This window comes from Maribacter corallii, assembly GCF_047345415.1.
GTDB lineage: Bacteria > Bacteroidota > Bacteroidia > Flavobacteriales > Flavobacteriaceae > Maribacter_C.
In genome coordinates this window covers 841,647-854,336 of record NZ_JBLFEP010000001.1, presented here as the reverse complement: position 1 = coordinate 854,336, position 12,690 = coordinate 841,647, and the positions used below count along the sequence as shown (strand labels likewise).

Here is a 12,690-nt window from a genome sequence, read left to right as displayed (position 1 = left end):
GATTGTATGCTTTCAAAGATAACGATACATTTGTACTTATAATTATAAACCATGAGTGAAAAGAAACTGAAGTTCAATAGCAAGACCATTCACGGAGGGCAGCAACCGGATAAAGCGTACGGCGCGGTCATGCCCCCCATTTATCAAACCTCTACCTACGCCCAGACTACTCCGGGAGGGCATCAAGGCTTTGAGTATTCTAGAAGTGCCAACCCTACGCGTACCGCTTTGGAAAATTCCTTGGCCAGCATCGAGAACGGTACTTATGGTCTGGCGTTCGCCAGTGGCCTCGCTGCTATAGATGCCGTGATAAAACTATTGAATCCTGGTGACGAGGTGGTATCCACTAACGATCTCTATGGGGGCAGTTATCGCTTGTTCAAACAAGTATTTGAAAAATTTGGCATCAAATTTCACTTTATCGGCATGCAAAATACCGATACCATTGCTGAATACATTACGGAAAAGACGCGACTTATCTGGATTGAGACCCCGACGAACCCTATGATGAACGTCATTGATATCAAGGCCGTTTCAGCTTTGGCCAAAAAGCATGATATCCTATTGGCCGTAGACAATACCTTTGCCACGCCTTATTTGCAGGTGCCGATGGATCTAGGTGCCGACATTGTCATGCACTCGGCAACGAAATACTTGGGTGGACATAGTGATGTGGTCGTTGGTGCCCTGGTCGTAAAGGACAAAGAATTGGGAGACAAACTCTATTTCATTCAAAATGCCAGTGGGGCCGTTTGCGGACCTATGGATAGTTTTTTGACCCTTCGTGGAATCAAAACACTTCACGTGCGTATGCAACGCCATTGCGAGAATGGAAGGGCGATTGCCGAGTATTTGGCAAACCACCCTAAAATAGAAAAGGTGTACTGGCCCGGTTTCGAAGACCACCCCAACCATGACATCGCAAAAGCGCAAATGAATGATTTTGGGGGAATGATTTCCTTTATCCCCAAGGGTAGTAGTTATGATGATGCGATTAAAATCGTTGAAAAACTAGAGGTCTTTACTTTAGCGGAATCCCTAGGCGGTGTTGAAAGTCTAGCCGGACACCCTGCTAGTATGACCCATGCCAGTATTCCGAAAGTAGAGCGCGAAAAGAGTGGCGTGGTCGACGCACTGATACGACTAAGCGTCGGCATTGAGGATGTAGCGGATTTAATTGCCGATTTGGAGCAGGCCATCGGCGTATAAATTTATCATATTTTGAAAATAATAGGGTGTAAATTATAATAATAGCATAATTTTGCCGATATATTTTTAATTCAATAAACATGCCCCGCGATTAGGGTCTATCTAGGTCAAGGGGTTTAACTTATTCCTAAAGAATTTATGGACGCAAGAATGCAAGCAAAAATTGATGGATTTATGGATGAGGTCAAGGTCAGAAACGGCCATGAACCTGAATTCATTCAAGCGGTTCAAGAAGTAGCCGAAACCGTTATTCCATACATCGCCAGAAAGAAAATATACAGCGGTAAAAACATTCTATTACGCATGGTAGAACCAGAACGATTGATTTCGTTCAGGGTCTCTTGGGTAGATGATAAAGGGGAAATACACGTGAATCGCGGGTATCGAATTCAGATGAACTCGGCCATTGGCCCGTATAAGGGTGGCTTGCGTTTTCATCCATCGGTAAATGCCAGTATTTTGAAGTTTTTGGCTTTTGAACAGGTCTTTAAGAATAGTCTGACCACATTGCCCATGGGCGGTGGTAAAGGGGGTTCCGATTTTGACCCCAAAGGAAAATCAGATGATGAGGTGATGCGTTTTTGCCATGCCTTTATGAGTGAATTGTGCCGACATATTGGTCCAAATACCGACGTTCCTGCAGGCGATATCGGTGTTGGTGCCCGTGAAATCGGATTCCTTTTCGGAATGTACAAGAAAATGCGAAATGAGTTTACCGGGGTATTGACCGGTAAAGGACTTTCTTGGGGCGGTTCTAAGATTCGACCCGAAGCGACGGGGTATGGCACCGTTTATTTTGCCCAAAGCATGTTGAAGACCCAAAACGAGAGTTTTCAAGGAAAAACGGTAGTAATTTCAGGCTCTGGAAATGTGGCTCAATATGCTGCCGAAAAAGTAATTCATTTGGGAGGAAAGGTGGTGACCTTATCGGATTCCGGAGGGTATATCTACGATAGTGAAGGAATCGACAAGAAGAAATTGGCCTATGTCATGGATCTTAAGAATAACAAAAGAGGTCGTATTTCAGAGTATGCAAAAAAGTATAAGTCCGCAAAATTCGTAAGTGGAAAAACTCCTTGGGAGGTTGTATGTGATATCGCATTGCCATGCGCCACCCAGAATGAATTGGATGGAAAGAGCGCAAAGACCCTAATCAAGAATAAATGTATTTGCGTGGCTGAAGGAGCAAATATGCCATCTACACCTGAGGCGATTCACGAATTCCAAAAGGCGCAGATTTTGTTTGCTCCTGGTAAAGCATCCAATGCAGGTGGGGTAGCAACTTCAGGTCTTGAAATGTCACAAAACTCGTTGCGGATCAGTTGGACCCGTGAAGAGGTCGATGAACGATTGAGGGATATTATGGAAGATATCCATGATTCGTGCATTGAGTACGGTAAAGAAAAAGGCGGATACTGCAATTATGTCAAAGGAGCAAATATCGCCGGATTCGTAAAAGTTGCCGATGCCATGTTAGCTCAGGGAGTGATCTAAGTACCGAAATCAAAACATAAATAATGAATTGGGCCTGTCTGGTTTTAACGACTAGACAGGCTCTTTTTGATTTTTGAAATCAGTATTGGTTTTAGGTACTTTCAAAACCGTACTTTTATAGGTTATCTTTGTACCAAACCCGACCATCCGAATGCAAGTGACCACCAAAGCCATAGTGCTGATCTCTTTGAAATATGGTGATACGAGTTTGATCGTAAAGGCCTTTACGGCTTCCGATGGTTTAAAATCATACCTTTTGAAGGGTGTGTTGACCTCCAAAAGAGGGAAGTTGAAAAGTGCCTACTTTCAACCCTTATCACAGTTAGAGCTCGTAGCGAACCATAAGAACAAGGGCACCTTGGAAAGTATCCGTGAGGTAAAGGTGAATTACCATTACCAAACCTTGCATACCGATATTTCAAAAAATGCCATGGCCCTATTTTTGGCCGAAGTTCTGGGCAATAGCGTTCGTGAAGAAGAACGAAATGAACCGCTCTTTGAGTTTTTGGAAGCCTCACTACAGTGGTTTGATACCCATGATGCCATCTCCAATTTCCACCTTTATTTTTTGATTCGCCTGACCAAATATTTTGGGTTTTACCCTGATACCAATGACATGGGTACCGTCTGCTTTGATCTGCAGGAAGGAGAGTTCACCAATACCCCTTCACTTAACCCTATTTTGACCGGAGAGAATCTTTCTTTCTTCAAAAGGTTCTTAGGCATAAATTTTGATGAGGTACAACGCATCAAAATGAACAAGACCAATCGGCAAGAGCTGCTCAAATCGCTTGTATTGTATTACGAATTGCATTTGCAAGGATTTAGAAAACCCAAGTCACTGGCCGTTTTAAATGAAGTTTTCAGTTAATATGCGGTACCTGCTAGTTACGTGTTTCTTTCTCATGGTCCGAGTGGTTTTCGCTCAGGAGGTCACTATACTTGATATGGATACCAAAGAGCCGATAATCAATGTGGCGGTGTACAACCTTGACAGATCAAAGACGGCCCTATCTGATTTCGATGGCAGATGCGATCTCTCTATTTTTGATAGAAACGAGCGCATCACCTTCAAACACATCAGTTATGAAATCAGAAAATCGACTAAGGCACAACTGTTAAGACAACGCAGTAGAGTATATCTGATGATGAAGGCCGAGCAGTTGGATGAAGTGGTGATGTCGGTCAGTAAATGGGAGCAACAGAAGAAAGACATCCCCAATAAAATCGCTACCATTGATGCGCGTGAGATAGCCTTTGTTACCCCACAAACCTCGGCAGATCTTTTGCAGAGTAGTGGAAAAGTATTTGTGCAGAAAAGTCAGTTGGGAGGCGGTAGTCCTATGATACGAGGGTTTGCGACAAATCGCTTAGTGCTTTCGGTCGATGGTGTTCGAATGAACAATGCGATTTTTAGGGGAGGTAACCTTCAAAATGTGATATCAATCGATCCCTTCAATATCAAGAATAGCGAAGTCATTTTTGGACCCGGTTCGGTGATTTACGGTAGCGATGCGATAGGTGGAGTCATGAATTTTTATACCAAAGAGCCTAATTTTTCCAATTTGGACAGTCTTCGGGTGAGTGGAAATGCCAATTATCGTTTTGCTTCGGCCAATACTGAAAACACGGCCCATTTCGATATTAATTTCGGGAAAAGAAAATGGGCTTTTTTAACCAGTGTATCCTATAACACCTTTGAAGACCTTACCACGGGCGACCATGGTCCTGACTCGTATTTGAGAACTAATTTGGTGGTCAGAAGAAATGCCGTCGATGAACTTATCGCCAATTCAGAGCCCAAAAAGCAAATTCCCACGGGCTATGATCAACTCAATCTGCTTCAGAAGGTCGCCTTTAAGCCCAATGCGATATGGCGCTATGATTTCGGACTTCATTATTCCGAAACATCGGATTATGCAAGATATGACCGATTAATCCGCCCGAACGCCGCCGGAGATGGCCTGCGTTCCGCAGAATGGTTTTATGGGCCTCAAAAATGGCTCATGGCCAATGCACAGATCAATAAAAAAGGAAAGGGAAAGTTTTACGATGGCGTGAAATTGACCACGGCCTACCAGCATTTCGAAGAAAGCAGGAATGATAGGGACTTTCAAGACCTGATACGTCTCACTACACGTGAAACCGTGGATGCGCTTTCGACTAACATCGATTTTGAGAACAAAAAAATAGGAAACCTGAGGTTGTATTATGGAGGAGAGTACATTTTCAATAAAGTCAACTCAACGGGAAGCCAAAAGAACATTGAAACAAACGCAGTTGATATTGCGGCTTCTCGTTATCCAGATGGGGCTACATGGCAGACCTTAGCAGGTTATGTGAATGGAGAATACAAGGCAAAGCCGAATTTGACATTGATGACGGGGCTTCGGTACAGCCATGTTTGGATCGACGCCGTTTTTGACAAAACGTTTTATCCCTTTCCTTTTGATGATGCAAATCTGAATAATGGGGCACTGACCGGTAGTTTGGGAATCAGTTGGTTTCCAAAGGCTGATTTACAGATTACATGGAACGGTTCAACCGGTTTTCGCGCTCCGAATATCGACGACGTAGGCAAGTTATTCGATTCTGAACCGGGCTCGGTGGTGGTGCCCAACCCCGATTTGGAACCGGAATATGCCTACAATTTGGAATTGGGTATTCGAAAGAATTTTAATGACCGGGTCGTTTTGGAAGCGGCCACTTTCTATACCTATTTGGTGGATGCCCTAGTACGCCGCGATTTTCTATTCGATGGGCAATCGGAGATAACATACAATGGCGAATTGAGTAATGTACAAGCCATTCAAAATGCAGCTAAGGCCTATGTTTACGGATTTGAGTTCGGACTACAAGCGTTTATCACCGATCACTTTTCACTACATTCCAATCTGACATTAACAGAGGGTATCGAAGAGGAAGATGACGGAACAGACTCTCCCGGAAGGCATGTCGCGCCCACTTTCGGTGACCTTCACCTAGTTTGGAAAAATCAACGTTTGAAGGCCGACCTTTTTTTGAATTACAATGGGGAAATACCTTTTTATGATTTGGCCAATTCGGAACGGAGCAAGGCATATATTTATGCGGCCGACGACAATGGCAACCCATATTCTCCCTCCTGGTATACGCTTAATCTACGGTCGCAGTATGCGATTTCCAATGCGTTCAAGGCTACAATGAATCTAGAAAATTTAACCGACCAGCGTTATCGAACCTACTCTTCGGGTATAGCCGCTCCGGGTAGGAACTTCATATTAGGATTGTCCTATCAATTCTAGGCATAAAAAAACCCCAACGTTTACGCTGGGGTCGTTCTTTTGTGGAAATGATGCTTAGTTCTTCACCTTGTCTTCAACTTCCTTAGCAGCTTCTTTTGCCTTATCGGCAGTTTTGTTCGCCGCATCCTTGATGTCACCACCAACTTCTTTGGCTTTGTCCGCAGCGTCATTGCCAGCATCTTTAACTGCATCGACAGCATTACCTGCAGCATCTTTGGCCGAATCAACCGCATCACCGGCAGCATCCACAGCATCATCACCGGCTTCCTTGACGGCATCTACCGCTTCGCCAGCTTTATCCATGGCGCCTTCAGCGGCATCGCCCATCGCCTCACCTGCTTCTTCAGCGGCATCGGCAGCAGCCTCGGCAGCCTCGTTTGCCTTGTCTGCAGTTTCTCTACAGGATACAAATGAGAAGGAAAGGGCAAGCATCAAAATTGAACTTAAAATTACTTTTTTCATCTTTGTTGAGTTTTAGTGTTTGTTTTAATTCACTCAGATATACGGACAGATTCGTCTTTTGGATGACAACTGTTAACATTTCAATATAGATTACGAGGAATGGAAAAGAAATACAGGTGTTGCCCGATGATATGCAATTCCACTGAAAACTTGTGGTTTACCTGTTGGAATGCCTTCTATTTCAATCAAAATTCCTAATTTTGCAGCCTTTAAATGAGGGATTAAAAGCATACTATGAAGTTCGCGGAATATAAAGGATTGGATTTGCCCAAAGTAGCGCAGGAGGTACTGGATTACTGGAAAGCGAATGCCATTTTTGAAAAAAGCGTCTCTTCACGGGAAGGTCAGGAGACCTATGTGTTTTATGAAGGCCCGCCTTCGGCAAACGGCATGCCCGGTATACACCACGTGATGGCCCGGACCATCAAGGATATTTTTCCAAGGTACAAGACCATGAAAGGTTTTCAAGTGAAACGGAAAGCCGGATGGGATACCCATGGTTTGCCTATTGAGCTGGGCGTCGAAAAAGAGTTAGGCATCACCAAGGAAGATATCGGAACCAAAATATCGGTTGAAGATTATAATGCGGCCTGCAGAAAGGCGGTCATGCGCTATACCGATGTGTGGAACAACATGACGGAGCAGGTAGGCTATTGGGTAGATATGGACGATCCCTATATCACCTACAAGTCCAAATACATGGAAACAGTGTGGTGGTTGTTGAAACAAATTTATGATAAAGGCCTGATCTACAAAGGGTATACCATACAGCCCTATTCCCCAAAAGCAGGTACGGGATTGAGTTCACATGAACTCAATCAACCCGGCACCTACCAAGATGTTACCGACACTACGGTCACTGCTCAGTTCAAGGTCAAAAAAGAAAGCTTGTCCTCTCTTTTTGATGGAATTATAGGTGATGTGTTTATCCTGGCCTGGACCACCACTCCGTGGACCCTTCCCTCAAATACGGCACTAACCGTAGGCCCTAAAATTGACTATGTATGGGTGCGGACCTTCAATCAATATACTTTTGAACCCATGCATGTGGTGTTGGCGAAGAACTTGGTTTCCAAGCAGTTTGCAGGAAAGTATAAAGAAGCCGAAGACGCCTCTGATTTTACCGATTTTTCCAGGGAAGATAAAAAAATACCTTATGAAGTTATTGGGGAATGCAAAGGAAGCGACCTTTTGGAGGTGCGTTACGAGCAGTTGATCCCATATGTACTGCCGTATCAGAATCCGGAAAATTCGTTTCGTGTGATTGCCGGAGATTTTGTGACCACCGAAGACGGCACTGGAATCGTACATACGGCCCCTACCTTTGGTGCTGACGATGCATTTGTTGCCAAGCAGGCCGAGCCTGAAGTTCCACCATTATTGGTATTGGACGATAATGGTAATCCTGTTCCTTTGGTCGATTTGCAGGGCAGGTTCAGACCCGAACTCAAGGAATTTGGCGGGAAGTATGTGAAAAACGCCTACTATGAAGACGGTCAGGCACCCGAACGCTCGGTCGATGTTGAAATAGCGATCAAGTTAAAAGAAGAGAACAAAGCCTTTAAGGTAGAGAAATATGTACACAGCTACCCCAATTGCTGGCGTACCGATAAGCCGATTTTATATTACCCTTTGGATTCGTGGTTTATTAAAGTGACGGAGATCAAAGATCGAATGTTCGACCTGAACCAAACCATCAATTGGAAACCGAAATCCACCGGTGAAGGCCGTTTTGGAAATTGGTTGGCCAATGCCAACGATTGGAACCTTTCACGTTCCCGATATTGGGGAATTCCATTGCCGATTTGGAGGACAGCGGATGGTGCCGAGCAATTGATTATCGGTTCGGTGGCCGAATTGAAGTCCGAAATGAAAAAAGCGGTTGATGCCGGGGTACTAGAGCGCGCTATTTTTGAGGATTTCGTCGTGGGTGATATGTCGGAGTCCAACTACGAAAAAATTGATTTGCACAAAAACATTGTAGATGCGATTGTATTGGTTTCCGATTCCGGTAAACCGATGAAGCGCGAAAGCGATTTGATCGATGTTTGGTTCGATAGTGGATCTATGCCCTATGCACAATGGCACTATCCCTTTGAGAATAAAAACTTGGTCGATGAAGGCATAACCTTCCCTGCTGATTTTATTGCTGAAGGTGTCGATCAAACCCGAGGGTGGTTCTATACCTTGCATGCCGTAGCGACCATGGTCTTTGATTCGGTGGCCTATAAGAACGTTGTTTCAAACGGTTTGGTCCTCGACAAAGAAGGTAAAAAAATGTCCAAACGTTTGGGCAATGCCGTCGATCCTTTTGATACCATGAACGAACATGGGGCCGATGCGACGCGCTGGTATATGATATCGAACGCAAACCCATGGGATAACCTGAAATTCGATAGTAATGGCATTGTTGAGGTCAAGCGAAAGTTTTTCGGTACGCTCTATAATACCTATTCCTTTTTTGCACTCTATACCAACATTGACGAATTCAAGTATGAAGAGGAAGATCTGTCCCTAGCGAAACGGCCAGAAATTGACCGTTGGATCCTTTCCGAGCTGCATTCGTTGATTGCGGTAGTTGACGAGGCATATGCCGATTATGAGCCCACCAGGGCGACACGTGCGATTTCAGAGTACGTACAGGAGAATTTGAGCAATTGGTACGTGCGTTTAAGCCGAAGACGTTTTTGGAAAGGGGATTATCAAGAAGATAAGCTATCGGCGTACCAGACCTTGTATACCTGTTTGGTGACCGTGGCCAAGCTTTCTGCTCCAGTAGCGCCCTTTTTTATGGATCGCCTGTATAAAGACTTGACCAGTGCTACGAAACACGAATCTTTTGAAAGTGTACATTTGGCTGATTTTCCCAAGTATGACGCTTCATTCGTCGATACGGAACTAGAAGGAAAAATGCATAAGGCCCAGACCATTTCGTCTTTGGTACTTTCAATTCGTCAGAAAGAAAAGATCAAAGTGCGCCAGCCTTTGCAGAAGATCATGATTCCTGTCATGGATATAAGGGAACGACAGGAGATCGAAGCGGTTTCCGACCTGATAAAATCGGAGGTCAACGTAAAGGAAGTACAGCTTTTGGATGATGCTTCCGATATTTTGGTCAAGCAAATCAAACCGAATTTTAAGATTTTAGGCCCAAAATACGGTAAGGAAATGAAGCTAGTAGCTGCGGCTGTAGCACAGCTGAAACAGAATGATATCCAAAAAATCGAACAAGAGGGCGAAATAACACTTGAAATTGAAAATAAAACCATTAAATTACAGTTACAGGATGTAGAGATAACTTCAAAGGATATCGAGGGGTGGTTAGTGGCCACTGCAGGTCGTCTGACCGTAGCCTTGGATGTGACCATCAATGAAGACCTTAAAAAGGAAGGTATCGCTAGAGAACTGGTCAATCGTATTCAGAACATGAGAAAGGATTCAGGTTTTGAAGTAACCGATAAGATCGAGATCAGAATTTTAAAAGACGGGCTCGTAGAACAAGCGGTCACGAGCAATATGGATTATATAAAAACGGAGACCTTGACCGCAACGCTCCAATTTGAAGAAAAATTAGATGTGGGCACTGATATTGCCTTCGATGAAGTAAATACAAAATTGTTTATAGTAAAACACTAGGAAAATGGCACAAGATTTAAAAATACGATATTCAGATAAGGATTTGGCCGAGTTCAAGGCATTGATCGAAGAAAAAATCGAGAAGGCCAAGAGCCATTTAGACTTATTGAAAAGTTCGTATATGAACGATGGGAATAATGGAACGGACGATACCTCTCCAACCTTTAAGGCATTCGAAGAAGGTTCACAAACCATGAGTAAGGAAGCGAACACACAGTTGGCCATCCGTCAAGAAAAATTCATCCGTGATTTGAAGAATGCCCTATTGCGAATAGAAAACAAGACCTATGGTATTTGCCGTGTAACAGGCAAACTCATCAATAAGGAACGTTTAAAGCTCGTGCCCCATGCCACGCTGAGTATTGAGGCAAAGAACATGCAGAAATAAAGATCAAACGTCCGCAGCCAAGCGGACGTTTTTCTTAGCTATTGAAATGGGAAGAGTGTTGTTTTTTTTCGGATTGTTGGTAAGTCTTCAATCCCTAACTGCCCAAAAGTTGGTCAAGAAGACTTTATTGAAAGACAACATTTCAAAGATACAGATCGATGTCGGCAATTGCTTCGAAATCGATTTGGCAACCTCCGACTCACAAGAACTGATCATTGAAGCCCAAATTGATGGAGAGTATAAAAAAGACCTGCTACTGAACGTAACCGAACAAGGATCCACCATCGGCATAAGTGCCGCCTTTCAGCCTAATTTCATAAATCCCAATGATAAATTGAGTGCCCATAAGGTCATATCGATAGCACTCAAAGTACTCCTGCCCGAGCATAAAACGGTTCATGTGTTCGGCACCCATTGCAATGTCTCCGCCACTGGGGTGTACGAGTTATTGAACATCAGTTTGAATGACGGCAGGTGCGATCTTGTCGGAGTATCCGAAAATGTAGAAGTTGTCACCCAAAGCGGGCCCATTTCCGCATTTTATGAAAAAGCCAAGGTGACGGCCAAAAGTAAATACGGGAAAATCATAGGTCCTGATTCAAATTCTGGAAATGGGCAGTATGATCTGCGCACTGTAACAGGTAATATCCTTCTGAAAAGAGTCGAATAATATGTCTATTTTTGCCGCATCAATAGTGTAAAGAATGAGTTTGAAGAAGTCGCTCTTAGTGATTGCGGTCATATTGATTGTAGATCAAGTCAGTAAAATCTATATCAAAACCCATTTTCATTACCAAGAATCGGTTGAGGTGTTCAGTTGGTTCAAGATTCTGTTTATCGAAAATTCAGGTGCTGCTTGGGGAGCGAAACTGAGTGATTTTTTGCCTATTTCAGAGTCCTCCGGTAAATTGATATTGACCGTTTTTCGGTTATTCGCCGTAGGTGGAATAGGGTATTGGCTCTATGATACCATTAGAAAAAAATCTTCTAAAACCTTGATTTTAGCAGTATCCCTCATCTTTGCCGGAGCTTTGGGCAATATTATCGATTCGGTTTTTTACGGTACTATTTTTAATGAAAGCATCGGCCGTGAGGTCGCTACACTTTTTTCTGATGAGCCCTATGGTGGACTTTTCTATGGCCGAGTGGTAGACATGTTGCATTTTCCGATAATCGATACGGTGTGGCCTGAATGGATGCCATATTTTGGAGGAAAGCCCTTTAGTTTTTTTGATCCTGTCTTCAATGTTGCCGATACGGCCATAAGCACCGGAGTGGGCATTTTATTGGTGTTCAATAAAAGAGCGTTTCCGAAGAAAGAAGAGGAAGAATATGATTTTACAGAGGAAAATCAAGCGGTGGCAAATGAATAAGTGGTTTTAGGCGTCACCCCATAGTCTAGAGGAACATCATGATCGTTGGTATCCGTAATCCACTCTTCGGCCTCGAATATAGAGAGCCCTACCTTTATGACATCGCTTTTGCATTTTTGAAGGAAAACATCGTAAAATCCTTTCCCGTAACCTACTCGGTTTCCTTTTTTATCAAAGGCCAACAGCGGCACGAAAACAACATCGATTTTGTCTTCCGGCAATTCAATGCCATCTACAGGTTCTGGAATACCCCACTCGCTCAACTTCAATTTCGTACTATCCGTCAATACATAATTTTTGAGCTGGTTTTTGCCAGAGACCTTGGGCAGCACAATAGTCTTATCCTTGCCTTGAAGGATAGAGAGTATAAAGGTAGTATCCAACTCGTTCTTTTCCGGAATGGGTAAAAAAATATGAAAATACTCGGCTTTCCATATCGGAAGCTCAAGAGTTTTATTGGCAATGGCCAGACTGGAATTTAATAAGGACTCTTTAGAAATCTTCTTTCTTAATTGGGAATACTTTAATCGCGCATCTTTTTTCAACATACAATGACGTTCAAATGGTTTGCGATAAGAAAAAGGGAGGCAAGCAGTACTAGTCTTTTATAGCCACGGCATAATAGACTTTACAAAAAAGCATTAGGATAAGGTAGGTACCAAGTGTGATGATATAGGTGTCCATGTATGGTCGATTTTGATGGCTAAATATATGTAAAAATTCCCGTGAAAATCCTATGAAATGCACTTTTTTATCGATGAAATGCACTTTTTAACAAATTGTCTAAGCTCAAAATAGTATTTATTCTATTTTTTAGGGCATGCAAATATGTGATTCACAACTA

General features: G+C 43.3%; 10 protein-coding genes. 8 read left to right on the top strand and 2 right to left on the bottom strand.

The window, feature by feature from the left end:
* Window positions 1-51 precede the first annotated feature (51 nt).
* The 4 genes from ACKWCA_RS03905 (at window position 52) to ACKWCA_RS03890 (ending at window position 5,987) form a co-directional block, all read left to right on the top strand.
* Window positions 52-1,209, top strand: coding sequence for a cystathionine gamma-synthase (locus tag ACKWCA_RS03905; protein ID WP_413976827.1), 1,158 nt, complete (start codon window positions 52-54; stop codon window positions 1,207-1,209).
* Between the two features lie 150 nt (window positions 1,210-1,359).
* Window positions 1,360-2,703, top strand: a complete 1,344-nt coding sequence (gdhA, locus tag ACKWCA_RS03900; RefSeq protein WP_413976826.1) for an NADP-specific glutamate dehydrogenase — start codon at window positions 1,360-1,362, stop codon at window positions 2,701-2,703.
* 151 nt (window positions 2,704-2,854) lie between these two features.
* A complete protein-coding gene (gene recO, locus ACKWCA_RS03895; protein ID WP_413976825.1) occupies window positions 2,855-3,574 on the top strand; it encodes a DNA repair protein RecO in 720 nt (239 codons plus the stop codon).
* 1 nt (window position 3,575) lies between these two features.
* Window positions 3,576-5,987, top strand: coding sequence for a TonB-dependent receptor (locus tag ACKWCA_RS03890; protein ID WP_413976824.1), 2,412 nt, complete (start codon window positions 3,576-3,578; stop codon window positions 5,985-5,987).
* Between the two features lie 54 nt (window positions 5,988-6,041).
* Here ACKWCA_RS03890 and ACKWCA_RS03885 read toward each other — a convergent pair whose 3' ends face one another.
* The gene (locus tag ACKWCA_RS03885; protein WP_413976823.1) at window positions 6,042-6,419 is read right to left on the bottom strand and encodes a hypothetical protein; all 378 of its coding nucleotides are present in this window, start codon (window positions 6,417-6,419) and stop codon (window positions 6,042-6,044) included.
* 264 nt (window positions 6,420-6,683) lie between these two features.
* Between ACKWCA_RS03885 and ileS the strand changes: the two genes are divergently transcribed.
* Genes ileS through ACKWCA_RS03865 form a run of 4 tightly spaced genes read left to right on the top strand, consistent with a single transcriptional unit; the run spans window position 6,684 to window position 11,846 of the window.
* Window positions 6,684-10,085 carry an isoleucine--tRNA ligase gene (gene ileS / locus ACKWCA_RS03880; RefSeq protein ID WP_413976822.1) on the top strand — a complete coding sequence of 1,134 codons (3,402 nt, stop codon included), beginning with the start codon at window positions 6,684-6,686 and terminating at the stop codon, window positions 10,083-10,085.
* Between the two features lie 4 nt (window positions 10,086-10,089).
* Window positions 10,090-10,473, top strand: coding sequence for a TraR/DksA family transcriptional regulator (locus tag ACKWCA_RS03875; RefSeq protein WP_413976821.1), 384 nt, complete (start codon window positions 10,090-10,092; stop codon window positions 10,471-10,473).
* A 46-nt stretch (window positions 10,474-10,519) separates the two neighbouring features.
* Window positions 10,520-11,143: a hypothetical protein gene (locus ACKWCA_RS03870; RefSeq protein WP_413976820.1), complete on the top strand. Its 624-nt coding sequence runs from the start codon at window positions 10,520-10,522 to the stop codon at window positions 11,141-11,143.
* A gap of 34 nt (window positions 11,144-11,177) precedes the next feature.
* On the top strand, window positions 11,178-11,846 hold the full coding sequence (locus ACKWCA_RS03865) for a lipoprotein signal peptidase (RefSeq protein WP_413976819.1): 669 nt from the start codon (window positions 11,178-11,180) through the stop codon (window positions 11,844-11,846).
* Here ACKWCA_RS03865 and ACKWCA_RS03860 read toward each other — a convergent pair.
* Window positions 11,825-12,394 (bottom strand): 5-formyltetrahydrofolate cyclo-ligase, encoded by a 570-nt coding sequence (locus ACKWCA_RS03860; protein WP_413976818.1) that lies wholly within the window; start codon window positions 12,392-12,394, stop codon window positions 11,825-11,827. The two genes, ACKWCA_RS03865 and ACKWCA_RS03860, sit on opposite strands and share 22 nt — an antisense overlap.
* Window positions 12,395-12,690: the final 296 nt, after the last annotated feature.

Bases quoted from the DNA above. Each gene is read 5' to 3' on its own strand.
- ACKWCA_RS03875 (WP_413976821.1), top strand. From the start codon at position 10,090: ATGGCACAAGATTTAAAAATACGATATTCAGATAAGGATTTGGCCGAG.
- ACKWCA_RS03890 (WP_413976824.1), top strand. From the start codon at position 3,576: ATGCGGTACCTGCTAGTTACGTGTTTCTTTCTCATGGTCCGAGTGGTT.
- ACKWCA_RS03885 (WP_413976823.1), bottom strand. From the start codon at position 6,419: ATGCTTGCCCTTTCCTTCTCATTTGTATCCTGTAGAGAAACTGCAGAC.
- ACKWCA_RS03860 (WP_413976818.1), bottom strand. From the start codon at position 12,394: ATGTTGAAAAAAGATGCGCGATTAAAGTATTCCCAATTAAGAAAGAAG.
- ACKWCA_RS03865 (WP_413976819.1), top strand. From the start codon at position 11,178: ATGAGTTTGAAGAAGTCGCTCTTAGTGATTGCGGTCATATTGATTGTA.
- recO (WP_413976825.1), top strand. From the start codon at position 2,855: ATGCAAGTGACCACCAAAGCCATAGTGCTGATCTCTTTGAAATATGGT.
- ileS (WP_413976822.1), top strand. From the start codon at position 6,684: ATGAAGTTCGCGGAATATAAAGGATTGGATTTGCCCAAAGTAGCGCAG.
- gdhA (WP_413976826.1), top strand. From the start codon at position 1,360: ATGCAAGCAAAAATTGATGGATTTATGGATGAGGTCAAGGTCAGAAAC.
- ACKWCA_RS03905 (WP_413976827.1), top strand. From the start codon at position 52: ATGAGTGAAAAGAAACTGAAGTTCAATAGCAAGACCATTCACGGAGGG.
- ACKWCA_RS03870 (WP_413976820.1), top strand. From the start codon at position 10,520: ATGGGAAGAGTGTTGTTTTTTTTCGGATTGTTGGTAAGTCTTCAATCC.